The 26,815-nt window shown below is 33.3% G+C and carries 24 protein-coding genes and 3 pseudogenes; 17 read left to right on the top strand and 10 right to left on the bottom strand.

Features of this window, described 5'->3' with window-relative positions; translation table 11 throughout:
* Window positions 1–463: 463 nt before the first annotated feature.
* From AC3WVZ_RS15790 to AC3WVZ_RS15780, 3 genes and pseudogenes are all read left to right on the top strand, one after another.
* A pseudogene (locus tag AC3WVZ_RS15790) lies at window positions 464–2,166 on the top strand (SpaA isopeptide-forming pilin-related protein); the annotation flags it as partial.
* Window positions 2,167–2,792: 626 nt separating this feature from the next.
* Complete coding sequence (locus AC3WVZ_RS15785) at window positions 2,793–4,613, top strand: reverse transcriptase/maturase family protein (RefSeq protein ID WP_233935059.1); 1,821 nt, start codon at window positions 2,793–2,795, stop codon at window positions 4,611–4,613.
* 100 nt (window positions 4,614–4,713) lie between these two features.
* A pseudogene (locus tag AC3WVZ_RS15780) lies at window positions 4,714–5,922 on the top strand (VaFE repeat-containing surface-anchored protein); the annotation flags it as partial.
* Between the two features lie 277 nt (window positions 5,923–6,199).
* Here AC3WVZ_RS15780 and AC3WVZ_RS15775 read toward each other — a convergent pair.
* Both AC3WVZ_RS15775 and AC3WVZ_RS15770 read right to left on the bottom strand, forming a co-directional pair.
* On the bottom strand, window positions 6,200–6,382 hold the full coding sequence (locus tag AC3WVZ_RS15775; RefSeq protein ID WP_000531430.1) for a hypothetical protein: 183 nt from the start codon (window positions 6,380–6,382) through the stop codon (window positions 6,200–6,202).
* Between the two features lie 201 nt (window positions 6,383–6,583).
* Entirely contained in the window at window positions 6,584–7,087 is a 504-nt protein-coding gene (locus AC3WVZ_RS15770) for a GNAT family N-acetyltransferase (protein ID WP_000636213.1), read from the bottom strand.
* 253 nt (window positions 7,088–7,340) lie between these two features.
* On the opposite strand from AC3WVZ_RS15770, the gene AC3WVZ_RS15765 reads away from it, so the two are divergent.
* From AC3WVZ_RS15765 to AC3WVZ_RS15740, 6 genes and pseudogenes are all read left to right on the top strand, one after another.
* On the top strand, window positions 7,341–7,739 hold the full coding sequence (locus AC3WVZ_RS15765; RefSeq protein WP_000737896.1) for a DUF2871 family protein: 399 nt from the start codon (window positions 7,341–7,343) through the stop codon (window positions 7,737–7,739).
* Window positions 7,740–7,865: 126 nt separating this feature from the next.
* Window positions 7,866–9,257, top strand: a complete 1,392-nt coding sequence (locus AC3WVZ_RS15760; protein WP_000406573.1) for an FAD-binding oxidoreductase — start codon at window positions 7,866–7,868, stop codon at window positions 9,255–9,257.
* 50 nt (window positions 9,258–9,307) lie between these two features.
* Window positions 9,308–9,451 (top strand): annotated as a pseudogene (locus tag AC3WVZ_RS15755) (bile acid:sodium symporter family protein); the annotation flags it as partial.
* A 12-nt stretch (window positions 9,452–9,463) separates the two neighbouring features.
* Window positions 9,464–9,811 (top strand): DUF4260 domain-containing protein, encoded by a 348-nt coding sequence (locus tag AC3WVZ_RS15750; protein WP_001172060.1) that lies wholly within the window; start codon window positions 9,464–9,466, stop codon window positions 9,809–9,811.
* Window positions 9,812–9,834: 23 nt separating this feature from the next.
* Complete coding sequence (locus AC3WVZ_RS15745; RefSeq protein ID WP_059303544.1) at window positions 9,835–10,362, top strand: GrpB family protein; 528 nt, start codon at window positions 9,835–9,837, stop codon at window positions 10,360–10,362.
* A gap of 141 nt (window positions 10,363–10,503) precedes the next feature.
* Complete coding sequence (locus tag AC3WVZ_RS15740; RefSeq protein WP_000275796.1) at window positions 10,504–11,103, top strand: FMN-binding negative transcriptional regulator; 600 nt, start codon at window positions 10,504–10,506, stop codon at window positions 11,101–11,103.
* Between the two features lie 73 nt (window positions 11,104–11,176).
* Here the strand turns inward: AC3WVZ_RS15740 and AC3WVZ_RS15735 are convergent, their stop codons facing one another.
* From AC3WVZ_RS15735 to AC3WVZ_RS15715, 5 genes are all read right to left on the bottom strand, one after another.
* Window positions 11,177–11,386 (bottom strand): hypothetical protein, encoded by a 210-nt coding sequence (locus tag AC3WVZ_RS15735; protein ID WP_000721430.1) that lies wholly within the window; start codon window positions 11,384–11,386, stop codon window positions 11,177–11,179.
* The gene (locus tag AC3WVZ_RS15730) at window positions 11,386–12,480 is read right to left on the bottom strand and encodes a response regulator aspartate phosphatase (protein WP_233935057.1); all 1,095 of its coding nucleotides are present in this window, start codon (window positions 12,478–12,480) and stop codon (window positions 11,386–11,388) included. Before AC3WVZ_RS15730 ends, AC3WVZ_RS15735 begins: the two co-directional genes overlap by 1 nt.
* Window positions 12,481–12,735: 255 nt before the next feature.
* On the bottom strand, window positions 12,736–14,202 hold the full coding sequence (locus tag AC3WVZ_RS15725) for a protein adenylyltransferase SelO (protein WP_063220830.1): 1,467 nt from the start codon (window positions 14,200–14,202) through the stop codon (window positions 12,736–12,738).
* A gap of 178 nt (window positions 14,203–14,380) precedes the next feature.
* Window positions 14,381–15,379, bottom strand: a complete 999-nt coding sequence (locus AC3WVZ_RS15720; RefSeq protein WP_063220831.1) for an NADP-dependent oxidoreductase — start codon at window positions 15,377–15,379, stop codon at window positions 14,381–14,383.
* Between the two features lie 18 nt (window positions 15,380–15,397).
* Complete coding sequence (locus tag AC3WVZ_RS15715; RefSeq protein ID WP_000571870.1) at window positions 15,398–15,742, bottom strand: ArsR/SmtB family transcription factor; 345 nt, start codon at window positions 15,740–15,742, stop codon at window positions 15,398–15,400.
* A 91-nt stretch (window positions 15,743–15,833) separates the two neighbouring features.
* On the opposite strand from AC3WVZ_RS15715, the gene AC3WVZ_RS15710 reads away from it, so the two are divergent.
* The 3 genes from AC3WVZ_RS15710 to AC3WVZ_RS15700 all read left to right on the top strand — a co-directional run bounded on the left by AC3WVZ_RS15710 (window position 15,834) and on the right by AC3WVZ_RS15700 (window position 19,055).
* Window positions 15,834–15,965 carry a hypothetical protein gene (locus AC3WVZ_RS15710; protein WP_001227549.1) on the top strand — a complete coding sequence of 44 codons (132 nt, stop codon included), beginning with the start codon at window positions 15,834–15,836 and terminating at the stop codon, window positions 15,963–15,965.
* A gap of 287 nt (window positions 15,966–16,252) precedes the next feature.
* Window positions 16,253–17,719 carry an FAD-dependent oxidoreductase gene (locus AC3WVZ_RS15705; RefSeq protein ID WP_233935056.1) on the top strand — a complete coding sequence of 489 codons (1,467 nt, stop codon included), beginning with the start codon at window positions 16,253–16,255 and terminating at the stop codon, window positions 17,717–17,719.
* Between the two features lie 391 nt (window positions 17,720–18,110).
* Window positions 18,111–19,055 (top strand): glycerophosphodiester phosphodiesterase, encoded by a 945-nt coding sequence (locus tag AC3WVZ_RS15700; RefSeq protein WP_001226340.1) that lies wholly within the window; start codon window positions 18,111–18,113, stop codon window positions 19,053–19,055.
* Between the two features lie 38 nt (window positions 19,056–19,093).
* Here the strand turns inward: AC3WVZ_RS15700 and AC3WVZ_RS15695 are convergent, their stop codons facing one another.
* Together AC3WVZ_RS15695 and AC3WVZ_RS15690 are read right to left on the bottom strand one after the other, a co-directional pair.
* Window positions 19,094–19,603, bottom strand: coding sequence for a DUF3916 domain-containing protein (locus AC3WVZ_RS15695; RefSeq protein WP_065382233.1), 510 nt, complete (start codon window positions 19,601–19,603; stop codon window positions 19,094–19,096).
* Window positions 19,596–20,447, bottom strand: coding sequence for a LysR family transcriptional regulator (locus tag AC3WVZ_RS15690; protein ID WP_065382232.1), 852 nt, complete (start codon window positions 20,445–20,447; stop codon window positions 19,596–19,598). Before AC3WVZ_RS15690 ends, AC3WVZ_RS15695 begins: the two co-directional genes overlap by 8 nt.
* 86 nt (window positions 20,448–20,533) lie before the next feature.
* Between AC3WVZ_RS15690 and AC3WVZ_RS15685 the strand changes: the two genes are divergently transcribed.
* The gene (locus AC3WVZ_RS15685; RefSeq protein WP_065382231.1) at window positions 20,534–21,763 is read left to right on the top strand and encodes an MFS transporter; all 1,230 of its coding nucleotides are present in this window, start codon (window positions 20,534–20,536) and stop codon (window positions 21,761–21,763) included.
* A gap of 111 nt (window positions 21,764–21,874) precedes the next feature.
* On the opposite strand, the gene AC3WVZ_RS15680 is transcribed toward AC3WVZ_RS15685, so the two are convergent.
* A complete protein-coding gene (locus AC3WVZ_RS15680; protein ID WP_065382230.1) occupies window positions 21,875–22,105 on the bottom strand; it encodes a hypothetical protein in 231 nt (76 codons plus the stop codon).
* Between the two features lie 257 nt (window positions 22,106–22,362).
* Between AC3WVZ_RS15680 and AC3WVZ_RS15675 the strand changes: the two genes are divergently transcribed.
* The 4 genes from AC3WVZ_RS15675 (at window position 22,363) to AC3WVZ_RS15660 (ending at window position 26,734) form a co-directional block, all read left to right on the top strand.
* Window positions 22,363–23,490 carry a serine hydrolase domain-containing protein gene (locus AC3WVZ_RS15675; RefSeq protein WP_000915192.1) on the top strand — a complete coding sequence of 376 codons (1,128 nt, stop codon included), beginning with the start codon at window positions 22,363–22,365 and terminating at the stop codon, window positions 23,488–23,490.
* Window positions 23,491–23,882: 392 nt separating this feature from the next.
* Window positions 23,883–25,040 (top strand): agmatine deiminase family protein, encoded by a 1,158-nt coding sequence (locus tag AC3WVZ_RS15670; RefSeq protein ID WP_233935054.1) that lies wholly within the window; start codon window positions 23,883–23,885, stop codon window positions 25,038–25,040.
* Window positions 25,041–25,203: 163 nt separating this feature from the next.
* Complete coding sequence (gene psiE, locus AC3WVZ_RS15665) at window positions 25,204–25,620, top strand: phosphate-starvation-inducible protein PsiE (protein WP_000916570.1); 417 nt, start codon at window positions 25,204–25,206, stop codon at window positions 25,618–25,620.
* A gap of 181 nt (window positions 25,621–25,801) precedes the next feature.
* The gene (locus tag AC3WVZ_RS15660; protein WP_065382387.1) at window positions 25,802–26,734 is read left to right on the top strand and encodes a bestrophin family protein; all 933 of its coding nucleotides are present in this window, start codon (window positions 25,802–25,804) and stop codon (window positions 26,732–26,734) included.
* Window positions 26,735–26,815: the final 81 nt, after the last annotated feature.

Here is a 26,815-nt window from a genome sequence, read left to right as displayed (position 1 = left end):
AAAAATGAAAACGAGCACCTTATCTAATTGGGAGAGGGTGTTCGTTTTTTGTTTTTTGCTATTAAACAGAAAATAATTATAAATATATTTTGATATTCCCATTGCTAACCTACTAGATTGTGTCAACTAGAGAATGTCTACTATAAAACATATTAAAATAAAGATGATGTAACATTCCGCTAAATTATATGGGGAAAGCTTAATAACTGGAGTAAAGGAATTGCTATTTATATATTTAACATACATATTTGTCTTTTAAATTGTAGACGTGTTTTAGAATTTGTATATAGTAAATTCGTTAAAAAACTTGATAAATAATAAAATGTGTAAATTTTTTGACTATTTTATTAAAATTATTTAATATTTGTAATTTATTGTTTTATAATGATAAATGGGTCGATCGTGAATGTTTTAGATATTGCGATATATACTCGGATTAATTTATTCTAGGGAGGTTACAAAATTGGGTAAGAGAGTCATTATAAGAGTTTTTACATTATTATCAGTACTGGCATTATTCCTTAATGTATTTTTACCTAGGGATAGTGCAGAGGTTATGACGCATGAGAAATATCAATGGACTGGAGTTATAGTAATAGTCTAGGTAAGTACATTCGCACTGAAATGATTAAAAATTCAAGTGGTCAAATTGCTTATTGCTTAACCCTTGGATTAAAATCACCAAATGGTGAAGATCTTCCTGAAATGGGGAAAACAGATAATGTAGTATATAGAGTCTTATTAAATGGTTTCCCGCAAAAAAGTGCTGAACAGCTGGGAGTAGCTAATAAAAATGAAGCGCATTATGCAACGCAACTTGCGGTTTGGAATGCATTAGGTCAACTCGATGTAAATGAATTAAAACATGAGAATAAAAATGTTGAAAAAGCAGCTAAGGCTATTATTAGTAATGCTAATAATAGTGAAGAGACTCAAGATGTTTTTATGAATGTGATTCCTGCTGAAAAGCAAAAAGCAGAATTAAAGGGTGAATTCTTCGAAACAAATCTATATTCAGTACAAACAAATGCTAAGAGTGGTTCTTATAAGGTAGTAGCGAAAAATGCACCTAATGGAGTTAGAATTGTTAGTGAAAATGGAGAAGTGAAAGATCAGCTTTCAGTTGGAGAAAAATTTCGTATCCAAATTCCTAAGAATACAAAAACGGGTGAATTTAATTTAAGTGTTGCTGCTAATTTAACTAAAGTTCAAGCAATTGCTTACCGTGGTACGGATACTGTTCAGAACGCTACAGTACTATTAGAAAGAAATGAAGAAAAGCTTAGTAGTGATCTTGCAGTAAATTGGGAAGCAGCTGGTTCTTTAAAAATTAAAAAGGTTGGAGAAAATGGAGAAGTTTTAGCTGGTGCAGTATTTGAGGTCTTTAATGTAAATAATGAATCAGTCGGAAAAATCACGACTGGTGCTGATGGTATGGCAGAATTAAACAACTTACCAATTGGTACTTACACATTAAAAGAAATTAAAGCACCAACAGGCTATGTTTCAGATGATAAACCACAAACTATTGAAGTTAAGACAGGAGAAACAGGAGCTGTCCAAATAGTAAATAACAAAGTAAAAGGTAACATCGAAATTAAAAAGCTTAGTGATTCAGGAAAGATTTTACCAAATGTTGAATTCACAGTCTTCACTGAAGATGGAAAAGAAGTGAAAAAAGTAGTAACAAAAGAAAATGGAATTGCAAACGTTGAAGGTCTTACGTATGGTAAATATTATTTCTTAGAGACAAAAACACCTAATGGATATATTGGAAATAAAACAAAGTATCCTTTTGAAATTAAAGAGCACAATAAAACACTTACTTTTACAGTGGAAAATACCGAAGTGAAAGGTAGTGTAAAATTACTAAAAGTAGATAATGAAGATATTAGTAAAAAATTAGAAGGTGCAGCATTCGAGCTAAAAGATGCAAGCGGAAAAGTAGTTGGGGAATATAAGACAGATAAAAATGGTGAGATTAACGTCAAAGATTTAGCGTATGGTAAATATTCATTTGTAGAAAAGGCTTCTCCACATGGTTACGTTCTTGTTAAAGAACCAATTATGTTCGAAATAAAGGAACATGGGAAGATTATTGAGTTATTGGCAGTTAATCATCTTATCAAAGGTGATCTAGAAATTACAAAGGTAGATGTAGCTGATGTGCGCCCGTAGGGTCGCTTTAACAAATCATTAGGTGGCACTAATGTAGGGAAAGATCACATGTATACCCTATCATCAATCAACTAACCTGAAAGAGAAATCGGAAGGGGACAATAGCATGTTGATAAAGCTCTAAGTTGGCGAACTATCCCGTCAAGACTGAAGAGCAAGGTGAAATACTACAAACAAGGATGAAAGCTAAACTGCTTGAATGATAGCCTGAGGGAGTATAATGTCGCTAGTAGCGAAAGATAGTTAGAAACGTTACATGGTCCCAATAGAGTTGGAACCAAACTCTATGCAGGGAAAAGAATACCGTCCGCGTTCTTAATCCTAGTGATCCAGGACCACCCATCCTCCATAAGAGGAAAAAGGCGAAAGTCACACCCGATATTGTAGAAAGCCAGTTGTTAAAGTGATAAACGGGGATTACCTAAATCAAAATGCCTAATATTATTACAGGCTATTGAGAATGACTTCAAGGCACTGCCAAGAAGTGTGACTCATGAAAAATTGACAAGGTAACGGAGTTTTCGTAGTAGTCTGAGTTGGGGAAAGCCTAATACATGGCGAAGGGAAACAGCCTATTCTATCTTAAAACAAAATTGGAAAGTGTGTGAGACGCTATGAGAAATCCAAAAATAGTTTTAGATAATCTATCTTCCCATGCAACAAAAGAGCATTACGTATTTGAAAAGTTATATCGCAATCTCTATAACCCAGAATTTTATTATTTGGCCTATCAGAAGATGTATGCGAAAGAAGGGAATCTTACAGCGGGAGTAAATGACAAAACGATAGATGGAATGAATGTGGACCGAATTGCTGAGTTAATTAGCCAGCTTAAAGCACAAACGTATCAGCCTACACCGGTTAAACGAGTATATATTCCTAAAAGAAATGGAAATAAACGGCCATTGGGAATACCTTCATTTGAGGATAAGCTCATACAAGAAATAGTAAAAAACATACTTGAAGCTATTTACGAGAAGCATTTCTCTACATCTTCTCACGGATTTCGTCCAAATAAAAGCTGCCACACTGCTTTAATGCAGTGTAAAAATACCTTCAATGGAGTCAAATGGTTTATTGAAGGAGATATCAAAAGTTTTTTCGACCATATTCATCACCATATACTCATTAAACTATTGCGTAGAAATATTAAGGATGAAAAATTTATTAACCTAATCTGGAAGTTTCTGAGAGCTGGGTATATGGAAAATTGGGTATTTCACAATACATATAGTGGAACTCCGCAAGGTGGAATTATCAGCCCTATTCTTGCCAATATATATCTAAATGAATTAGATACATATATTGAAAAATATAAACTTAATTTTGATAGGGGACAGAAAAGACGACAAACAAAGCAGTATGGGACGTTGCATGCCAGAGAAATGACATTGAAAAGGAAATGTAGAGAACATTGGCATACATTAGATGAGAAAAAGAAACAAGAAATTAAGAAAAAATGTAAAGAAATATCAAGTATGAAAAGAGCTATATCTCAGGGCGAACCAATGGATGAAAACTATAAAAGGCTACAGTACGTCAGATACGCAGATGATTTTATTCTAGGAGTAATAGGGAGTAAAGAAGAGGCTATACGACTCAAAGAAGATATACATAAATTTCTTCGAAATCACCTCGGTCTTGAGCTATCCCTAGATAAAACTCTTATCACGCATAGTAGTAAAGCAGCTAAATTTCTCAGTTATGATATTAAAATAAATCGCTCCTTACAAGTAAAGAAAACGAAAAGAGGTTATCTTAGAAGAACGCAGCTAGGAGTATGTCATTTACAACTATCTAAAGACATATGGTTTGAGAAGTTACTAGCTTTAGATGTTCTTTTTATTACAAAAGAGAATACATGGAAACCTAAACATAGGGCTTACTTAATCACTAAAGACGACCTTGAAATTTTAAGTATATATAATGCTGAAATTAGAGGACTGTATAACTATTTCAAACTAGCCTGTAATGTAAGTACTCTCAATAACTTTAAATACATTATGGAATATAGCATGTATAAAACTTTCGCGGCCAAATATAAAACATCAATCGGTAAAATACGTAAAAAATATAACATTAATGGAAAATTCGCTGTTACATATAAAACTAAAAATGGAATAAAAACACGATTCTTATATCATGAGGGATTTCAGTGGGTCAAGAGTATTAAAGATAAAAATATAAATATTGATGAAATTCCCAATACATTAACATACACATGGCGAACTAGCCTAACTGAAAGACTTTTGGCTGAAAAATGTGAATGGTGTGAGTCAAAAGGAATTAAAATTCATATTCATCACATAAGAAAGTTAAAAGACTTAAAGGGGAAAAAGCTATGGGAACAACAAATGATAGCCAGACAGCGAAAAACGTTAGCTCTATGTGAAAAATGCCATCGAGACCTACACGCAGGAAGATTAGATGGATAGGTGGAAAGCCGTATACCTCGAGAGGGGTACGTACGGTTTGGGAGGGAGTATTTGGAAACCTATTGTAGAAATACAAAAAGGCGCTGGGTGCTTACCTTACGGAAATAACAAGCTTCCAAATGCAGAATTTACGATTTATAACGAAGCAGGAAAAGAAGTAGTAAAAGGAAAAACAGACGATAAAGGAATCGCTAAATTTGAAAAATTACCATTTGGAAAATACACATATAAAGAAACTGTTGCACCAAAAGGTTATGTATTAAATGAAGAAACGTTCTCTTTTGAAATTAAAGAGAATGGTCAAATCATTAAACACATTGTCAAAGATGAAAAGATTCCTTCAATAAAAACAACAGCTACTGATAAAACAGATGGTACAAAAGAAATGCACACGTCTAAGTCTGTAACAATCCAAGATAAAGTGGAATACAAAGACCTACAAGTAGGTAAAGAGTACACTTTAAAAGGTAAATTAATGAATAAAGAGACTAATAAACCATTAGTTGTAAATGGTAAAGAAGTAACTGCTGAAACGAAGTTTACACCAAAAGAAGCAAATGGTTCTATTACACTAGATTTCACTTTTGATGCAACTGGTTTAGAAGAAAAAGAAGTAGTAGTATTCGAAGAGTTACTGAAAGACGGAAAAGTTGTTACGACACATGCTGATATCAATGATAAAGGTCAAACAGTTAAGTTCGTTAAGCCATCAGTAAAAACGACAGCAACAAACAAAGCTGATGGTTCTAAAGAGTTAGACGCTTCTAAATCTGTAACAATCCAAGATACAGTGGAATACAAAGACTTAATCGTGGGCAAAGAGTATGTTGTAAAAGGTAAACTGATGGATAAAGCAACAAACAAGCCATTATTAGTTGATGGTAAAGAAGTAACAGTAGAATCTAAGTTTATTGCTAAAGAGAAGAATGGTTCTATCACACTAGATTTCACATTTAATGCTTCTGCATTACAAGGTAAAGAAGTAGTCGTGTTTGAAGAACTGTATCAAGATAATATATTAGTAGCTATTCACGCTGAAATTGAAGATAAGGGACAAACAGTGAAATTTAAAGAGGCAAAGCCGGAACAACCTAAACCAGAACAGCCAAATTCAGATAAAAATACTTCAACACCAGAGCAGCCTAACGAGCAAGTAAAAGAACAACCACAACCTAAGCAAGAAATTCAATCTAAAATTGGATGGTTACCGCAAACAGGTACTAATCTTACAAGTTGGATCTCTATGGTTGCAGGCGCATTACTGTTAATTGTTGGTGGAGTTATTTTCTTGAAACGTAAAAATGCATAGAAATTAAAAAATAAGCACATCTGTTTTTTAACAGGATGTGCTTATTTTCTTACATATCTTTGATTTAAAATAAAATTTTTGCAGGATCAATTAAATTCATTTCTTGTTATGCAAACACATTTTCAGCGAAAATAACGTCTTCACTATTTTGCGCAGGACAGACTTTATAAAAAAATGGCTACGTTTCCTGATTTTGAAATAATCTTCTCAAATTGCAATCCTGCTTTTCTAAAAGCTTTACTGCATCAACAATAGAAGTAATTGCTAAAAAGGTTATTCAAATGAAATTTATAAAAGCTTGATAGGCGATACCAAGTGAAAATACCGTAGCTACTATATGTGCAGTCCATTTAGGCATATTTAATTTCAATACGGTATTGTACAAGATTCCATATACGATACAAATAATTAATATAAATGCAATGAATTGAAGAACTAATAAAAATAGCGGTTGTCCCATTTATTTTCACTTCCTTTATTTAATATATTAATATAATTTATTTAGAAGTGAAAGTTTTATTTCTATGAATTTCCAAAAATGTGATATGAAAGGAATAGTGGTAATCACAAGAATTACTGCAAAACTATAATGTAACTAAAAGTATTATTACGAGATCAGTAAAGTAGTAAAAAAGGTCGCCATTCAAGGCGACCTTTTTTACTATGCGTTATACCCAAATAATTTTAAATCTTCTCCTGAATCTGAAATGATTTTCTCAAATCGTAATCCTACTTTTTCTAAAAGCTTTCCTGAGGCAATGTTATCTATAGAAGTAATTGCTACAATTCGTTTCATGCCGAGCTTTTGTACACCGTATTCGATTATCGCAGAAGCTGACTCGTAGCCATATCCTTTTGAACGGAATGTTTCTAAAAAGGCAAATCCGATATCAACGTCTTCTAATGAATCTCTTTTAATAAGGCCACACATACCAAGTGGAGTGAGATCTTCTTTTCGTTCTACTAAGTAAAGGCCAAATCCGAGTTTGTTATACATATCGATGGGACCGTTTACAATATAATTTTTTGCATCTTCTAAGTTTCTAACCCCTTTGTCACCGATAAACTGAATCCATGCAGGATCGTTTACTAACTCAAGAATAAAAGAAGCGTCTTTTATATCAAACCAACGAAGATTTAGACGTTCGGTTTCAAGAACTATCAATTATTACACCACCTTTAAAAAGTTATAACAATTAGTATGGATTGTGTAAAACAAAAGTGCAACATATTTTAATGGGGGTGTTTGTTCACATAAAGTTCGTTTGTTTTGTATAGAGAGATATTTTATAATTAGGATTGATTGTAAAGAGTGAGATACTTATACAATGACTCCTAGGTGACTAGGAGTTTTTACTATATAACTATCATTATTACTAAATATGACACACTACACATTCTACTCAAGGAGGTACATAATGAAGAAATTATATAATGCATCGTTTACGTATTTGATTATCGGTTTATTATCAGGGATTTTCGCTAGGGAGTATGGTAAGTATAAAGGGATTTTAGGATCTACTTTGTTAAATCTTTTGCATACACATACACTTGTACTTGGCTTTTTCTTCTTTTTAATTGCTTTAGGATTAGCAAAAGTATTCGCATTTCATGAAGTGCAAGGGTTTAATAAGTGGTTTGTTTTACATAACATTGCATTAACATTAATGTTAGGTTCGCTAGCAGCGAGAGGGCTTCTTCAGTTAAATGGAGCTGACTTTAAAGGGTTAACTTATATTGTAGGGTTTTCTCATTCGTTGATGGCAGTTACTTTAATTTGGTTTATGTTGTTAATAAAGAAATCGTTTAAAATGTAGTAAAAAAGAACTTGTAGCGTGTGCTACAGGTTCTTTTTTGTATGTTCAGATTTAATAATCTTATTTTTCTAATTATTTAGTATAAAGATGGTATACTTGTTTTAAAATTAAAAAGGAGAGTTGATTATGGAAATAACAATTGAACATGTAGTAAATGAATTAAAAGGCATACTTCCTGAAGATCGAGTAGTAATAAATATGACAGTACGAGAGTTACATAGTAAAGATGAATCTTACCATAGTAGTAGTTTACCTGATGTAGTTGTTTTTCCAAAAACAACCGAAGAAGTTAGCGCGATAATGAAAATAGCGAGTCAGCACGGAACAGCTGTCGTTCCATTTGGAGTAGGATCCAGTTTAGAGGGACATGTAATCCCTTACGAAAAAGGAATTACAATGGACTTTTCTCTTATGAACAAAATACTTGAAATAAGAGAAAAGGATTTTCTTGTGAGAGTACAGCCAGGGGTGACGCGCTCTCAGCTTAATAAAGAATTGAAAAAGTATGGATTGTTTTTTAGTGTAGACCCAGGAGCTGATGCAACGTTAGGAGGAATGGCTGCTACAAATGCGAGCGGAACGACAGCGGTAAAGTATGGGGTAATGCGTGATCAAGTTCGAGATTTAGAAGTCGTTCTTGCTGATGGAGTAGTAATACATACCGGGAATTTAGCGGCGAAGTCATCATCAGGTTATCATTTAAATGGTATTTTCGTAGGCTCAGAAGGAACACTTGGATGTTTCACGGAGTTAACTTTAAAAGTATACGGTATACCAGAACATGTTATGGCTGCGAGGGCATCGTTTCCAACTATAAATGATGCAGTAGAAGCTGTAATTAACATATTACAAGCAGGTATTCCAATCGCGAGAATTGAACTCGTTGATGAATTATCTATGAAACAAGTAAATCATTACAATGAAACAAGTTACAGAGAAGAACCGACACTGTTTGTAGAGTTCCACGGCAATGAAGCAGGGTTAAAGCAAGATATTGAATTTACGAAAGAAATCGTTCTTGATCATAAATGTATAGAAATTGCGTTTGAGATGGAAACAGCAGCGAGAAATAAACTGTGGGATGCAAGGCATAACTTAGCGTACTCTTACGTGCATAGTTATCCTGGTAAAAAGCTAATGAGTACAGACGTATGTGTGCCAATTTCGGAATTAGCTGGAGCGATTCAACATGCGAAAGAGGTATTAGATAAAGTAGGGCTTATTGGCGGTATTCTCGGTCATGTTGGGGATGGGAATTTCCATGTACTCTTAATGATTGATACAAATGATAAAGAGGAAGTGAAGAAGGCAGACGAAATAAATGAAAGTATCGTTCAGTATGCTCTTAAACGAGGAGGAACGTGTACAGGAGAACATGGCGTTGGAATCGGAAAACGAAAGTATCAAGAAGAAGAGCATGGGGCAGCATTATTTGTAATGGAGAAAATAAAGAAAGCTCTTGATCCGCAAAATATTTTGAATCCGAATAAGGTGTTTCAATTAAAAGATAGGGGCTGATTGGATGAAAGTACTAGAAGCGATAAGTAATATAGCTGGAAAGTATTTTGCATTGTGGACCGGCTGCTGCACTCCCAAGTGTATTAGCGGCAGTATGGCATAACATTGTAGGGCCAATATTAGCAACCATCTGGTCAAAAAATGCAAAGAACACTTTCAGCGATGAAAATGTATCAATAAATATAGAAAAATAGGAATGATAAATAATGCAAAAACGTATTGTACATTTTGAAGGAATGGTTGTATTTTTAGCCACGATTTATATGTATTCAATATATGAGTTTAGTTGGATTATATTTTTTGTATTCCTTTTTGCGCCGGATTTATCCATGTTAGCGTATGGGATCAATAATCACGTTGGTGCGAAAATATATAACGTATGTCATACATATATCATATCCATATTAATTGTTCTAATAGGTGTCTATTTTAAGATAGATACCGTTATAATGATTGGCTTAATATGGACAGCACATATTGGAATGGATCGAATGTTTGGATATGGATTGAAATATGAGACGGATTTTAAGGATACTCATATTCAAAGATTATAATTGCTTTTGAGGAGAGGGATACGTTGAAACAGAGAATTACTATCGAAGAATATAACATCAAATGGGAAAGTGAATTTAATAAGCTACAAACTCTCATTAACGATGTGATGGAAGACAGCATTTTATCCATTGAACATGTTGGGAGTACATCTGTTAAAGGGCTTGCATCAAAACCAATACTAGATATTGATGTTGTAATAGAAGAGTACGAAATTTTTCATGAGGTAGTAAAAAAACTTGAGAAGATAGGGTACTATCATCAGTTAGAATGGAGCTTTAAAGGAAGAGAGGCATTTGGAAGAAAGGATATGTTCGTTCCATGGAACGAGGGAAATACAGTTTGGATGGAACATCATTTATATGTGTGTGATAAAAATAGTGAAGAGTTGAGAAGGCATATAGCGTTTCGAGATTACCTTCGTGAACATACTGAAGTAGCTAATAAGTATGGAAACTTGAAGGAAGAGTTAGCAAGAGAGTCGAAAAATCGATCTAGTTATATTGAAGGTAAGACCGTATTTATTACAAATATATTAGAAAAAATAAACTAAGGCAGCATGGAATACATGCTGCCTATTGTTTTGAAATAGAAAGCTGCCATTATAAAACAAATATAAACTGGCCCTGTTGATTGATGCGGTTACTAAATATAATAGGAAATAAAATAGAAAAGAGCGGAAAAGAGGGAGCTTATGTACATACCAAAATATTTCGCAATACAAGATGAAGAGATGAAGTACGAAATAATGGAACAAAATAGCTTTGCGACATTATTTTCTCAACATAACGGAGAACCATATGCAACGCACTTGCCGTTGTTGCTAAATAGGGAGACCCTTACTTTACATGGTCACTTCGCACGACCGAATGAACAGTGGAAAGATATTGGGACTCAGCAAGTACTAGCTATATTTCAAGGACCACATAGTTACATCTCTCCGTCATGGTATGAAACAAACAATGCAGTACCAACATGGAATTACGTTGCAGTGCATGTATATGGTGAATTAGAAATTGTTGAAGATGAGAAGACATTAGTAGATTCTCTTCAAGATTTAGTAAATAAATATGAAGATCCAGAGAGCACCTACTCACTTAATGATGTAGATCCAAATTATATGGGAGGATTAAGTAAGGGAATAGTTGGATTCAAAATAAAGATAAATAAAATAGAAGGAAAAGCGAAGTTAAGTCAAAATCATTCTGTAGAGAGACGGAATTTAGTTGTGGAGAAACTTGAGAAAGTTGGTAGTGAGGAGAGTAAGAGGATTGCGGAGTTGATGAGAAAATAAAGCCTACATGAAAGGGAAATATTCTAAATAAGCGTATTTAAAAAGACCTTCTTAATTGAAGGTCTTTCATTTTTTAAAGTGCTTTTTCAGTTGTTGTTGAGTTGTAGTCTTTACTTACGTCAATAGATTGAACAAGGTCAGGTCTTTGTGGTGCAGGGGTGTCCCCAATGTTTAATGCTACATATCCTAACTGTGTTTTCGGTGTTTCTGAGGTGAAGCTTAACCCAAGAGTTGTGATGCTAATAACAGCTAAGCCAATGATGCTCAATTTAATCTTTTTCATTATATCAAAGCTCCCTTTTCTTCATGTTTTTTTCTTGCTTGATTGGCCATGTAAAAGTATTGATTAGCTTTTATATGGTCTTCTTTTTCATAAAACATATTTGCTAGAACATCAGTGTACTCTTGTATACATTCCCAAAGGTTTTCTGTTTTAAAGTAAGAAATTCCTTCCAAAATTATCATTTCTAAATCATTTATAGAAGTTTTATTATTTAGTTCTCTTAAAATCATGAAACGATATTGAAACTCTTTGTTTTCTAGTTTATTTGAGATGTTTAATCCTTTTTTTATAAGTTCTTTAGCCTGGGTATATTCTCCAAGCTTGTAGTATTCACGTGCTTCAACAAAAAGTGCTTTAAAGTGATTTGGTTGCTTAGTTGTAACCTCTGAAATATGACGCATTGCTAACTCTGAAAGGTTTTGACTTGCATATAGCCAAGCTAAATTATGTCGTACTCTTAATGATAAAGTCTCCTCTGAATACTTCTGTAGAATATTTAATGCTGAATCAAGTCTAATTTCAGCTTGTTCAAACTGTTTTAAATCAATACAAGATAAACCAAAGATGTTATCACACAAAGCAACATTAATTTCACAGTTTATATGTTTTGAAAAAATCGCTTTAGCTTCATTTGCAGATTGGATTGCTACTAGTGGTTGATATGTTTGATAATAATAGGCAGCTAAGCGGTAGTTAAATTCAGCATTCTCTAGTTCGTCAGATACGTGTATTAGCAGCTTTTTAGCGTTCTCGAAAAGGTGTTTTGCTGCATTGTAGTTTCCAATAATTGTATTGTGAATAGCCTTAAAAAAATGATAATAATAAGAAAATAGCCCATTCTCTGGAAGTGGGAAAGAATCAATTTTATTAAAATCATCTTTATTAATATTTAAACCATCTGTTAAGATTTTGTATCTGAAATTAAAAAGTGAATAATACAATTGTAGGTTTGTATCTTCTTCTGAATTAGAGATGGTATTTTCAATATCTTTTTTTATTTTTGTTGCATGGGTAGTTTGATGCTGTAACATAGCTCTATACCAGTCATTAAATAATTTTGTAATTTGTTCATTACCTTGTAGTTGAACGTTCATGAAATCCCCTCACTTTTTGAATATTCTTATAAAATATAGTATCAAAAATAAAAATATTTAGAAATGATGTTTTATATTTCTCAATATTTGTTTAACAAGCTTACGAGTAAGTCTATTGGAATAGTGTAGAATTTGTTTTGGATTAAAGAAATGGCATCGGGGGATGTGTATTTTAAAGTTTTAGTTGAGTGGGGGGATATAAAAAGGGTGCGTTCACACAAATTATATGAACGCACCTTTTTACATATTAAACAATCAAGTCCCACAAAAAGTACGATAAGGGCGATTCGTCGGTGCAGGCGGAATGCAGTATTCTTCTTGATCTGTAGAATACGCATAAGGGTTTGATAAAGCTTCAAGAAGTTGCTCCATTACGCTATAGTCTTCATTTGTAACAGCTGCTTCTAGTGCTTCTTCTACACGGTGGTTCCTCGGGATGATTGATGGGTTATTATTTTTCATCATCTCGTAGGCGTTTTCTTTTGATTGTTCTTGTCTTTCTAATCGAGATTGCCACATTTTGTACCATTCTTTAAATTCAGGACTTTCAAATAGAGCTGTATTTTCGATAGCATCAAGAGTTAATGAACGGAATGTATTTGTATAATCCGCTTTATATTTCTCCATCATTTTTAAAAGTTGCTCAATAAGTGATTGATCTTGTTCTTCGTTGCTAAATAGTCCTAATTTCTTTTTCATTCCAAGGAACCACTGTTTTTCATACTGTACGCTAAATTTCGAAATTTCGTCTTGAGCGATTTTTAATGCTTCTTCTTCATCTTCGTGCAGAATTGGTATTAAAGATTCAGCTAGTCGTGCTAGATCCCATGCGGCCATATATGGTTGATTTCCATATGCATAACGACCTTGTGTGTCAATAGAGCTAAATACGGTTCCTTGGTCGTAATTGTCCATAAATGCACAAGGACCGTAATCAATTGTTTCGCCACTGATTGTTATATTGTCAGTGTTCATTACGCCGTGAATAAATCCAACAAGTTGCCATTTTGCGATAAGACTGGCTTGTCTTTTAATGACTTCTTGTAGTAATGCAGTATATCGGTTTTCATGAGCTTCAATTTCTGGATAATGCCTTTTTATCGTATAGTCAGCTAGTGATTTCAGGTCCTCTATTGAACCACGAGCTGCAGCATATTGAAATGTACCGACCCGTATATGACTACTAGCGACTCTAGTTAAAATTGCTCCAGGTAATTTTGTTTCACGATATGTTGGCTCCCCGGTTGTAACAACTGCTAAACTGCGAGTAGTCGGAATATCAAGTGCATACATTGCTTCACTAATAATATATTCACGTAGCATCGGACCGAGTGCAGCACGGCCATCTCCTCGGCGTGAATAGGGAGTAGGGCCAGAACCTTTCAGTTGAATATCGAAACGCTCACCTGAAGGAGTAATTTGTTCGCCAATTAAAAGAGCACGACCGTCGCCTAACATATTAAAATGTCCGAATTGATGACCAGCATATGCTTGAGCTAATGGATGAGCTCCTTCTGGAAGTCCATTGCCAGCGAAAATGGCAATTTCAGCTTCCTTTTTCAGTTCTTCAGGGGTTAAGCCAAGAGATATCGCTAATGAATGGTTTAGTTTAACTAACTCCGGTGAACTTACGGGAGTAGGGGGGATTTCTGTATAAAATGATTGTGGTAAAGTCGTATAACTATTATCTAAATTCCAACCTGTTTCATTATTTTTAGTCATTGTATCTCCTCCTTTTTGTATTTTAAATTATGTATTTGTACGTATATATTCTTTGTAAAGTTAACTAAAAGTATAATATAATATTTCCCCTTGCAATCTATTGTAAGGACTTCATTGCACTATGTCTATTTAACAGCAAATTTAAAACCTCCATTTTAAGAAAATGGAGGTTTTATTATTATTTAATTTTTACAATTATTTTTCCTTTTGCTCTTCCAGCCTCGGAATATTCCATTGCTTTTTGCGCATCTTCAAAAGGGAAAACTCGATCGATTACCGGTTTGATTTCACCAGCTTCAATATAGTTTGCAATAGTACGTAATTGACCCCCACTTGGCTTCATAAATAAAAATGAATATTGAGCATTATGCTTTTTTTCAAGTGCAGTAAGTTTTTTGCTGGCTAATGAAAATAAGAGAGTTTTAAAGAATCCTGAACCAAATTCTTTACCGAAGCGAGCATTCGGCATGCCTGAAACGGAAACAATGTTTCCTCCCCTTTTTATAATATTGAATGATTTTTCAAGTGTTGCACCGCCGATTGTATCAAATACGGCATCATAATTTTTTAGTATATCTTCAAATTTCTCTGTTTTGTAATTAATAATTTCATCTGCGCCAAGAGACGTTACTAAATTCGCACCAGCTTCACTAGCAGTCGTTGTAACAATGGCACCCATTATTTTTGCTAGCTGAATAGCGAAAGTACCAACACCACCGGATCCGGCGTGAATTAAAATCTTTTGTCCTTTTTGTAATTGCATGATGTCATGTAATGCTTGATATGATGTTAAGCCAACGAGTGGAATCGAAGCAGCTTCCTCAAAACTTAAATTTTTCGGTTTTAAAGCAATATCATCTTCATGAATGGCTATATACTCCGCGAAAGTACCAATCTTATTTTTTCTTGGACGAGCATATATTTCATCACCGACTTTAAAACGAGTCACTTTTGATCCAACCTTCGTGATGACACCGGAAAAGTCATTCCCAAGGATTAGAGGCATTTCATATTTCAGTAACATTTTAACTTTTCCATCACGTATTTTAAAATCAATTGGGTTAATACTAGCTGCATGAATTTCTGCGAGCACTTCATACTCATTAATTTCAGGAGTAGGTACCTCTGCCATACGCATTGGGACTTTTCCATATCTATCAATTATCATTGCTTTCATATCTTATACCTCCAAGTTTTAATAAAAGTTTTGCAATAGCTTCTCAATATCTAATACAAGATTTTTTAATAAACCTAATTTTGTACGTATATCAATATAATAAAAATTCTTTGTACCTTCTTTTCTCATTAAAATAATGCCAGCTTCTCGTAAAATCTTAAGGTGATGTGATACTGCTGGACGGGAAAGGTGTGTTTGCTTCGTGATTTCTCCTACACGTAATCCTGTTTGACATTCTGTTTCCATTAGCACTAATAAAATAGCTTGACGTGTTTCATCACCAATTGCCAATAATACTTTTTGAGAATCAATAAAATCTTTTTTTATAATATTTAATTGTTCTTGTTTATTCATTTCAATCACTTTGCCTCCAGGTAATTAGTCGAAAGGTTTAAGATGATAAACCATTACTTCGATACGGTAATGCTACATGATTGTTGTACGAGGTGCAATATTGAGAAAGAAAATCGAGACGAATGAATTTTTTATTGTTGAAAATTATAGGGAGATAGAAAAGGGATTGGAAGGATTACATAACACAATAGATGAAGTTTTAAAAACAAAAAATGATGTAACAATAAAATAAGCGGTCGTAACCTTGTATAATCCATAAGGTTACGACCGCTTATAATGTTTATATTATTTTTGATTTTTACGATAGAACATGGTTCAACGTAAAGTAAGTTCTTTTGTTTTACACTTTCATACAGACACAATTCAGGTGGATTATAGATGTATGAAAAGGTAAAAGGAATTTTGGGGCGTAATCTATCTATATGATAATTCAAAATGAAATATAAGTCTATATTTTAATGTTTTTTTTGATTATATTTATGTCACTGAGCTCAGAACAATGATGTGGAGGGTAAATATATGAAATCGAATTATGTACCAGTTTTAATTGTTGGAGGGGGATTATCTGGGTTAGCGTCTGCGTTATTTCTTGCAAAACATAACATTGAGTACTTACTTATTGAAAGGCATCCGTCTACTGCCATTCATCCGAAAGCAGGTGGTCTTACTTTACGTACAATGGAGTTATTTCGAGAATTAGGCTTGGAACAAAGAATTAAATTGGCAGGTAAAGCATTAGAGAACTGCCGAGGAAGAATAGCGGTTCATACAATAGCTGAAGCGAATAAAGAAGACCTGGAACAAATGAGAGCGACGCAATACAGAAACGATGAAGAGTTACTTCAAAAAATAGAAAAGATTAGTCCATCAAAACAAACTGCATGTTATCAAATTATTTTAGAAGAGATGATGTTACAAGAGGCAAAAACGCTAGGCGGGCAACTATCTTTTTATCATGAATTAGTTTCATTTGAACAAAGTGAAAACGGGGTAAAAGCAAAGATTCGAAATCGTGAAGCAGAAAAAGAAAGTGTCATACATTGTGACTATGTAATTGCAGCAGATGGAGCGAAAAGCAAAATACGTGAGCAGTTAGGGATTAAAACTGAGGGGCGTGGAACCATTGGTGGCTATTATATGAATATTTATTTTGAAGCAGACTTAAGTGAGTTTATACAAGGAGACGCATTCGGTTTTTCTATGGTACTTCATCCAGAGGTTCTTGGTGCACTGATCCCAGTAGATAACGTAAAAAAATGGATTTACCATGTAGCCTACGATCCATTAAAAGGAGAGGGACCAGAGGATTTCACGATGGAACGTTGTAAACAAATTATTGAAATAGCAATTGGAAGTACAAATGTTGAGTCAGAAATATTAAGTGTTTTACCGTGGGAAGCGGCCGAAAGTACAGCAATGAAATTTCAAGGAAATCGAGTCTTTCTAGTTGGAGATTCAGCACATATTATGCCACCAACAGGCGGATTTGGTTCAAATACAGGAATACAAGATGCGCATAACTTAGCTTGGAAATTAGCGGCTGTTACAGTTGGATATCAGTATTGTTCAGAGGCGATTATAGATAATTCAGTCACTCCACATAGAATGGATAGCATAGAGTTGAACGGAAGACCTGGAACGCGAGCGCCACATTTATGGGGAACGTATGAAGGGAAGAAAGTTTCTACATTAGACTTATTCGGTAACAGTTTTGTATTACTTACAGGAGTAGAAAATAGTTCTTGGGCTGAGGTAGCACATACTGTTTCAGCTAAATTAGGAATAAATATAAAAGGGTATCGTGTTGGCTTAAGTGGAGACTTTATTGCTCCAGAAGATATTTTTAGCAAATTATATGGTATAGAGAATGGAGGTGCTGTATTAATTAGACCAGATGGCTTTATAGGATGGCGTTCAGAAAAAGCGGTAGTAAATCCAGATATAGTATTGGACGAGGTAATGGGAAATTTATTATGTGATTTTTAAGTAACTACGGAAATATTGTTTTATGTGCTTCACTGCACTGAAAAAAATATTCACAAATTTCAATAGGTTTGATATGATTAAATTCGACAAGTTAATAGAGGCCGGAGATATTTGAGAAAAGCCATAAATTTATTTAGGGATACAGGAGTGTAGCCTAAATAATTTATGGCTTTTTTTATTGAATGAACCGTACAAAATAGGGAGTTACATGTGAAAAGGAGGGCTATAGAAATTAAATAGGATAATACTAGTTTTCTATATTAATAATATAGAAAACATTTGTAAGATTGGAATTTTAATATAGGTTTATAAAAATAATGAAAGTGTGTCTTCTGTTTCGTGTAAATCTCATTAGCTTGTTGAAATTTGCAACGTAGGAAGGGTTAGAAGAATGAGAAAGATTATTAGCGTTTTAGTTATTTTCTTTATGACTGGAAGTATCTTTGCTGGGGGAGCTGTTCATGCGAAAGCAGAAGGAAAGCATGAATGGAATACGAATAAGTTTTTAAATATTGCACATCGCGGAGCAAGTGGACATGCACCTGAGCATACTTTTGCTTCTTATGATTTAGTGAAAAAAATGAAAGCGGATTATTTAGAGTTAGACATTCAATTAACAAAGGATGGCCAATTAATTGCAATGCATGATACAGCAGTTGATCGCACTACAAATGGAACAGGCGAAGTACGCGATAAAACGTTAAGTGAAATAAAGAGTTTAGATGCTGGATCATGGTTTAATAAAGCGTATCCAGAAAAGGCTAAGCAAGAGTATGTTGGGCAAAAGGTTCCAACTCTTGAAGAAATCTTCCAAAAGTATGGAAGAAGTATGAAGTATTATATTGAAACAAAATCACCAGATGTGTATCCAGGAATGGAAGAGAAATTGTTGGCGTTGTTACAAAAATATAATTTAGTAGGCCAAAACATGTCTTCTAGCCGTGTTATGATTCAATCATTTAGTAAAGATAGTTTGAAAAAGATTCATAGTATGAATGAAAATATTCCGTTAGTTCAATTGCTTTGGTATTACCCAAATGAAAACAATGAAATTGTTGAATGGTCTGGCATTACACATGAACCGAAAAGTGTAACAAATGATGATTTTCAAGAAATTAAAAAGTATGCAGCTGGTATTGGACCAAACTTACGTAATGATAACGGGGAACTAATTATTGATGAGTCATATATGAAAATGGCTAGGAAAAATGGACTGTTAATTCACCCTTATACAATTAATGAGAAACCAGATATGAGACTGTTAATCAAATGGGGTGCTACAGGAATGTTTACAAATTATCCGGATCGATTACATAGTGTATTGAAGGAAAAATAAGTGGAAAAGGGTATACCAGTGTTTTAGGTATACCCTTTTTAATCTAACTCTCCAATAAACAGAATCTCTTTTTCATAGCATTCATCTGCATCATAAATAATTTCTTGAAAGTGAAGCGTTTTGAAGGAATGACAAACTGACATTTCCCGTGTCTCCCAAAAATCAATTTCATTTGAAAGAAGAATCCATTTTTGAAATTCACTATCTCTATTAAAGAAATTATGAAAGTAGTCCTCATTTTTAAATATAATGATTTGCGAATCCCACAAATTATTTATAGAAATCAAAACAACAACTCGATATGTATGTGTATCGCTCGGTTTCATATTTATTAAATGATTTGCTTGATTTAATAAGGTTTGAATACATAACCGTTTTACTTTTCTAGGTGTTTTACGAGAGTCAATAAAAGCTTGCGAAACTGGCAATAGCATATTCCAATATTCATCGTTATAGAAAGTAGAAGGGAACGTTTTTGTATGTTCCTCAATTCGCTTTATCATAGTGTTTGTTTTTCGTTTCATACCACTTATTTTCTTTTCACGCATTGCGAGTCATCTCCATAAATTTTTGTAATGCAGCAGAGTGATATATATCTTTTCTAGTAATAAAAGTAGTAGGAACTTTTTTGAAGCTATTTGGTAAAGGATTGAATGATATGTCATGTTTATGACCACTTAAAATAGACTTCATCATAATTGCTATGCCTATACCTGATTTTACACATGCGAGAATCGCTTCAATTGTTCCAAACTCTAATACTCGCTTAGGTGAAATTCCTTCTTCTTGAAGCCAATCTTCTAATAAATTTCTATAATAGCACCCATGACTAAATGCAAGTAAATTCATGTCTCCTATGTCTTTAAAGGAAGATAAAGGCTTTTTGCTAATGAGAACTAATTCTTCTTCACGAAATATATTTGTATGAAGTTCAGCATGCTGAGTAGAGCCAGCTATAAACGCTCCGTCCAGTTTTCGTTCTAGTACAAGCCTAATCAATTGTTCCGTCGTATTTGATTCTAAAATCAATTCGACTTTTGAGTATTTCTCATAATAGGCCGTTAATATAGATGGAAGTCTTACAGCGGTTGTAGATTCTGTACATCCAATTTTTAAAGTGCCTCTTGGTTCGATCCCATTACTTTGAACTGCTTTAACAGATTGATCCATTAAGTAGATAATTTGTTTGGCGTATGTTAATAAAATCTCACCATTAGAAGTTAAAGTTACACCTTTTCCGTTTCGGTAAAATAAAGGCACACCTAATTCGTTTTCTAGTTGTTTCATACGCATTGTTACGCCAGACTGTACATAGTTTAAATTTTTAGCTGCGTGAGATATGTTTTTTTCTTTCGCAACTTCGTAAAATACAGTTAAATCTTTTATATCCAAGTATCATCCCTCCAGAAAAGGTATCATTTTTTTTGATGAATTACATGATAAATCTTTATTTTATATGATATCAGAACTTTCATACAATGGAAGGGGATGGAGGGATTATTGTGTTAATGGAAGAAAGGGTAAATAGTACTTATAAGTGGGTTATGTTAATTTTTGCGACGGTTGCTCAAACAACAGCGACACTTATAACGTATGGTGTTGGAGCGTTTGCTTTATTTTGGAAAGAAGAATATGCACTTACGAATACGGAGATTGGATTGTTAGTAAGTGTTGTAAATATAGGACCGCTATTTTGTATGCTTTTTGTCGGGCGGCTACTTGATCAATACAATGAAAAGTTGTTAATTTCGATAAGTTCATTTTTACTAGGAGGTTCGTTTTTACTGACTAATATGGTCAATGGATTTAATGGGTTACTCTTTGTACTTTTATTAGTAGGAACGTTTTATAGTGTTTCGCAGCCAGGAGGAAGTAAGGTGATAATGAAGTGGTTCTCAAAAGAAAATCGCGGGTTAGCGATGGGGATTAGACAAGCCGGTATACCGATTGGTGGTACATTAGCGGGAGTATTGATCCCGTTTCTTACAATAAAATATAATATGGCCTATGCGGTAAATAGTATTGCATGTATTTGTATAATTGGAGGGTTTTTATTTTTTATATTTTATAAGGAACCATATATTCAAGAGAAAGTTAAACAAGCACGTAGTAAACTTTCTTTTTGGATGCAGTTAAAAGAAGTGATGTGTAAAAAAGAGTTATATGCAATTTATATAACTGGCATTTGTATGATTTCATTGCAAATGGTGTTAGTTGCGCACTTTATAAAATTTTTAGTATTGGAACAATCAATCACGCCAATTTTAGCTGGAAAAGTATTTTCCGTTATGTTCTTTTCTGGAATGGTTGGTAGGGTTATATTAGCAGCTACTAGTGATTTATTTTATAAGGGGAATAGGCGTAACCTCTTATTTATAACTGTTTGTATTTCTATTTTCTTCATTCTAATATTAGTAATGAGCATACATACAATAACGAATGTATTGTATGGTGTAAGTGCATTGTTAGGGTTCTTTGCAATTGGATGGTTTAGCCTTTTCATAACTGAAGTTGCGGAATCAGCAAGTGAAGAATCGGTAGGGATGACAGTGAGTTTTGCACTTACATTAAATCAAATTGCCATTATTGCTGCGCCTGCTTTATTTGGTTATATTGTAGATAAGAAGGGATATACGTATGCGTGGTTATGCATAGTTGTATTACTAACTATTTCAGCGGTTAGCTTATATAGGAAGGATAGAAAATGAAGGAATGTTAGCAATGTAAATTTTTTATGAAGAAAGTTTAAAGAAATGTTGAATGAGCGACATTTCTTTTTTTTATTTGTTGTATAATCAAAATATAAATGAGATTCGTTTTCAATTTCGTTCATTACCTCTTTTGAAATTACCTGTAATTTTAGCCATAATTAGCTGTTTTTCTTTATCGTTATTTGCATGATTTATTTTATTTGAAAATTTTTCAGCATCTTTTCCTTTTAATACCATAATCAGTTTTCCGTAATATTCAATTAATACCATGTTGTTTTTTGTTATCCGATAATGAAACATCTTATCATCTAAACGATTGCGTTTATCGGTGTTTTTCATATTACATCTCCATTCTTTTTAGTATGTAACAAATGTTACAAAAGAATTTGAAATTATAGTGTAATGCATCCGATTGTATGTTGGAAATTTTGCAAGAAAGAAATACAATAGAGAGTAGTCAAAATTGAAAATGAGAAAAAGGAATCTAGTTTTAACAGAGTGAATATTAAATAATATTATAATATACTTGATAATTAAAAGATATAAAATAGAATGGATGTACGTTAAGTGAAACTAGATAAAAGAGGGTTCCTAGTATGTTAAAGAAATGGCTAATCGTTTTCTTTATTTTTGCAGTTTTTTGTGGAAGTATTGTTACACTAATACATGCAAATAAAGGAAAAAAATATGATGCAAAGGCATTTTCTAATGTAAATAGTAAGCAAAAAGATGTTAAGCAGGAAATTGATGCGAATGAGAAAAAGCGTTATGAAATTGCAGCTGGAAAACTAGATCAGTACTTAAAAGATAAAGGATTTAATGGAAGTGTTCTTGTAGCAAGTAAAGGTCATGTGATTTTACGAAAAGGCTACGGTTATGCGAATGTGAAAGATCAAGTATTAACAACGCCAAGAACGAAATATCGCATTGGTTCTATTACGAAAACAGTTGTTGCAATATCTATTATGCAACTAAAAGAAAAAGGGAAGTTGAACATTGAAGACAATGTAAATAAATATATCCCATCGTTTCCAGCAGATAAAAATATTACGTTACGAAACTTGTTAACACATACGTCTGGATTACCAGAACAGGGACAAGGTAGTGTTGACGCAGCATCACGGTTAAAATTAGTAACGTGGATTGGGGCACAAACGTTACAATTTCCAGCAGGGACAGGATGGAAATATACAGATTATAATTATATGGTGCTTGCATATATTGTAGAAAAAATATCGAATAAACCACTTGCTGAATATGTGAAAGAAAATATTTTGACTCCCGTTGAAATGAATGAATCTGGAATGGGCGCAACACTTCCAGAAGATATTTTCTTAGCAGAAGGGTATACGAAAAAAGATAATAAGTTAATAGCCACGCCGCGCTTAAAAATGAACTGGCTGTATGGTTGTGGTGAAATGTATACGACTGTTGAAGATATGAAAAAGTTAGATGAAGCTATTATGGATGGTAAACTACTTTCTAAACAAAGTGTATCAGATATGTTTTCTGCATCACCTGCAAGAAAATATGGATTTAGTTTCTATATTTACCCAGATTATTATCATAACCACGGTGTATTAGCTGGCTGGAACACTTTTAATAATTTTAACTGGGATAAACGAACGTTTGTCATATTATTTTCTAACGTCCAAAATGGTATGAATGACGCATTTAATCAAGAATTCAGGAAAATGGCGAATGATTTAATAGAAGGAAAATAATTATAAAAAATCGGTATTGATATGTAATTATCAATACCGATTTTTTTATTTTGTAAAGTTTTACTTACTGAATAAAGTGAAACTTTATTCAGTGGAGGGGCTTTGTTCATCCCCCACTGAGTAGAAGCCCTCATCAATCGGGCTTTTACGGGCAGCAGGTCCCCCACCTAACTTTTTTGCTTGCGCTGAATTTTGAGGTGAGGGTCTTACTGCCCATAAATAGCGGGATAAATAGGTAAGAAAGGTGATTGGCATATGAATAAATCTAAATAGGTAGTTAAATGCTAAGTAATGCAAAGAACAATTGGTAATTTTTACATTGATAAAAAAGCTTGAGCTTCACACTATGTGAAGCTTTATATTATTGGAGACAAGAACAGGAGGTTGAAAAAATGAAAAAAGCAATAAAGTTTTGTTTAATAGCTACATTATCTACAACAATTATTAGTGGATGCTCTTTTGAGGGTAACAATGAAAATGTTAAAGGGAAAGAAGGGGAAAAAGTAGAGGTACAGAAAAATACTGGGAAATATACGATGCCAGATGAAAAAGATAAACATGAAGGTACATGGCTGCAATGGCCACATGAATATACATATGGTGAAGAGTATAAGAAGGAAGTTGAACCTATTTGGGTTAAGATGGCAAGTGCTTTAACTGAGGGTGAGAAAGTCCACATTGTTGCATATGACCAGGAAGAAAAAGAAAGAATCAATAACCTTTTAACAGATGAAGGGTTAAATATGGAGAAGATTGATTTCTTTATCGCGCCTACTGATGATGTATGGGCAAGGGACAGTGGACCAATTTTTGTTTATGACAGCAATAAAAATCTCAAAATATTAGATCCAGCATTTAATGGTTGGGGGAAGAAAACACCTTATAAAAATGATGCTCAAATACGTAAGAATGTTAGTAAACAATCAGGAATTGAAAGAGTTGATTGGGGGAAATTTGTCCTTGAAGGCGGCGCAATTGAATTAGACAGCAATGGGACTGCTTTATTAACTCGAAGTGCAGTAACGAATAAAAATAGAAATCCTGATTTATCAGAAAAGGAAATTGAAAAATATATAAGTGACCTTGGGGTATCAAACTTTATTTGGTTAGACGGAGTACCTAATTTAGATATTACGGACTTTCATATTGATGGATTTGCTAAATTCCATAATAAATCTACTATTGTAACGATGAAAGAAGATGACCTAGCTGAATGGGGTTTATCTAATAAAGATATGGATACATTGTTAGATGCCAAAAATGCTTCAGGACAGAAATATAAGTATGAATACTTGCCGCTTAGTAAAGAAAAGGTTGCTTTAGAGAATGGAAAAACTCTCGATTATAAGGGATCGTATATCAATTATTATATTGGGAATACAGTTGTATTAGTGCCTAATTATAATGATCCGAATGATAAAATCGCAAACGATACGATTCAGAAGTTATACCCAGATCGTAAAGTAGTCGGTATTGATGTGAGGGAGTTGTATAAAAACGGCGGTATGATACATTGTGTGACACAACAACAACCAATTGCATTGAAGTAATTAATTGTAATTTCGTTGTGCTGCTATATAGACAAAATAGGTGGAATCTTATTACCTATTTTGTCATTCCTTATTATTTATAAAAATAAATTTAAATATAATGATAAATGAATTGTAGTGTATATTCGCTTTTCGTTTTATATGGTAAAGGAGAAAAATGTTTGTGTTAAAGAATTTTAAAATAGTGTTTTCGTATTTCCCTATCGTTTTACAGTACATTTTAAATGTAGCTTTAATTTGCTTAGGGGTTGTTCTAAGTGTGTTTCTTATGAAAGAAGTCATTCAGTTTATACAAGAACTGAAATTGGATGGTAATGAATCTAGTTATCATTTAATTGATAGTATCGTCGTATTCTTTCTGTACTTCGAGTTCATCGTAATGATTATAAAGTATTTTCAAATGAATTTTCATTTTCCATTACGATATTTTATATATATAGGTATAACAGCTATTGTGCGTCTCATCATTATAGATCACGATAGTCCGTTAGATTTATTGTTATATGCCTGTGCAATCTTTGTATTAATTAGTGCATTGTTCATTGCGAATTCTAAAATGATGCGTCGGGATTTAGAATAGTAAACATTTGTTGTTGAATTAAATAAGATATTTTATCTTTTTGCAAAAAAGGAGTAACGGTATTGAAAGAAATAATCTTAACCAGCCTCATAATGATAGGGTTTATGATTCTATTATTTAATTGTATACTTTCATGATTTAAAAGAATAAAAGGTTAATAGAGAAAGAGGTTTTTGTAAATATGGTTCATTACAATAATCAAAATAGTTTACATCAAATATTTACATTAAAAGGGACAATTATAAGAGATATTTTCCCACAAATCGTATTATATACGTGTATTTCAACGATAGTAGCTGTGATTAATTATTACTATACAGAAATAAATATAAATCAGACTCCTTGGGTAATCGTCGGAGGAGCTTTAGGATTACTATTAGTGTTTCGTACGAATACTGCCTATGATCGGTACTGGGAAGGTAGAAAGCTGTTTGGCGCGATTGGTGCTTGTACTAGAAATTTAGCAATTAGTTTTTTGTGTCATTGGGATTCTAAAGGGAAGAGTATGGAGCAGGAAAAAATAAAATTTTTACATCTATTAATTGCATTTCCAAAGTTAGCGAAAGGACACTTGAGAGAGGAAAAAGATTTATCTGAAGTGAAATCATTGCTCGCTGTCTGTTCTGAGAAGGAAAAAGCACTTTTGGTTGAGTCCAATCATTTACCGATTAGTATAGTTTTTATGTTGAAAACTATACTATCAAAAGGTTTGAAAACGGGGCAAATTCATCCAAATGCGATAATTAGTATGGAAATGGATTTGAATACGTTACTTACATCTGTGGGTGGATGTGATCGTATCAAAACAACACCTATTCCTTTTGCATATTTTGCTCATATAAAAATTTTATTGATTATATTTTGTGCGACTTTACCAATTGGTCTTGTTGATAGTCTCGGATGGTTTACAGTACTTGCGACTACGTTTATAAGTTTTGCATTCATAGGTATTGAAGCAATAGGGGTTGAAATTGAAGATCCCTTTGGTCAGGATCCAAATGATCTTCCGCTAGAAGGAATTTGTATAGGAGTAGAAGCGCATTTAGTGAATTTATATAATCAAAACGATCTATTAGAAGTAATGGGTTTGAATCTTGATACAAAAATCATTTAATCATTTATTGTTGTTTTAAAATAGGTTATTTAAAAAACTTGTCAAGAGTCAATTTAAGACTTAACGTCAGCTTTATATTTT

The organism is Bacillus sp. CPT56D-587-MTF (genome assembly GCF_058792335.1).
The sequence above is the reverse complement of the archived record's forward strand: the minus strand, read 5'-3'. Positions and strand labels throughout refer to the sequence as shown.

What these genes read in the sequence shown, in the direction of transcription:
- AC3WVZ_RS15785 (WP_233935059.1), top strand. Translation starts at nt 2,793, where the DNA reads ATGAGAAATCCAAAAATAGTTTTAGATAATCTATCTTCCCATGCAACA.
- AC3WVZ_RS15775 (WP_000531430.1), bottom strand. Translation starts at nt 6,382, where the DNA reads ATGGGACAACCGCTATTTTTATTAGTTCTTCAATTCATTGCATTTATA.
- AC3WVZ_RS15765 (WP_000737896.1), top strand. Translation starts at nt 7,341, where the DNA reads ATGAAGAAATTATATAATGCATCGTTTACGTATTTGATTATCGGTTTA.
- AC3WVZ_RS15760 (WP_000406573.1), top strand. Translation starts at nt 7,866, where the DNA reads ATGGAAATAACAATTGAACATGTAGTAAATGAATTAAAAGGCATACTT.
- AC3WVZ_RS15750 (WP_001172060.1), top strand. Translation starts at nt 9,464, where the DNA reads ATGCAAAAACGTATTGTACATTTTGAAGGAATGGTTGTATTTTTAGCC.
- AC3WVZ_RS15740 (WP_000275796.1), top strand. Translation starts at nt 10,504, where the DNA reads ATGTACATACCAAAATATTTCGCAATACAAGATGAAGAGATGAAGTAC.
- AC3WVZ_RS15735 (WP_000721430.1), bottom strand. Translation starts at nt 11,386, where the DNA reads ATGAAAAAGATTAAATTGAGCATCATTGGCTTAGCTGTTATTAGCATC.
- AC3WVZ_RS15730 (WP_233935057.1), bottom strand. Translation starts at nt 12,480, where the DNA reads ATGAACGTTCAACTACAAGGTAATGAACAAATTACAAAATTATTTAAT.
- AC3WVZ_RS15725 (WP_063220830.1), bottom strand. Translation starts at nt 14,202, where the DNA reads ATGACTAAAAATAATGAAACAGGTTGGAATTTAGATAATAGTTATACG.
- AC3WVZ_RS15720 (WP_063220831.1), bottom strand. Translation starts at nt 15,379, where the DNA reads ATGAAAGCAATGATAATTGATAGATATGGAAAAGTCCCAATGCGTATG.
- AC3WVZ_RS15705 (WP_233935056.1), top strand. Translation starts at nt 16,253, where the DNA reads ATGAAATCGAATTATGTACCAGTTTTAATTGTTGGAGGGGGATTATCT.
- AC3WVZ_RS15700 (WP_001226340.1), top strand. Translation starts at nt 18,111, where the DNA reads ATGAGAAAGATTATTAGCGTTTTAGTTATTTTCTTTATGACTGGAAGT.
- AC3WVZ_RS15695 (WP_065382233.1), bottom strand. Translation starts at nt 19,603, where the DNA reads ATGCGTGAAAAGAAAATAAGTGGTATGAAACGAAAAACAAACACTATG.
- AC3WVZ_RS15685 (WP_065382231.1), top strand. Translation starts at nt 20,534, where the DNA reads ATGGAAGGGGATGGAGGGATTATTGTGTTAATGGAAGAAAGGGTAAAT.
- AC3WVZ_RS15680 (WP_065382230.1), bottom strand. Translation starts at nt 22,105, where the DNA reads ATGAAAAACACCGATAAACGCAATCGTTTAGATGATAAGATGTTTCAT.
- AC3WVZ_RS15675 (WP_000915192.1), top strand. Translation starts at nt 22,363, where the DNA reads ATGTTAAAGAAATGGCTAATCGTTTTCTTTATTTTTGCAGTTTTTTGT.
- AC3WVZ_RS15670 (WP_233935054.1), top strand. Translation starts at nt 23,883, where the DNA reads ATGAAAAAAGCAATAAAGTTTTGTTTAATAGCTACATTATCTACAACA.
- AC3WVZ_RS15660 (WP_065382387.1), top strand. Translation starts at nt 25,802, where the DNA reads ATGGTTCATTACAATAATCAAAATAGTTTACATCAAATATTTACATTA.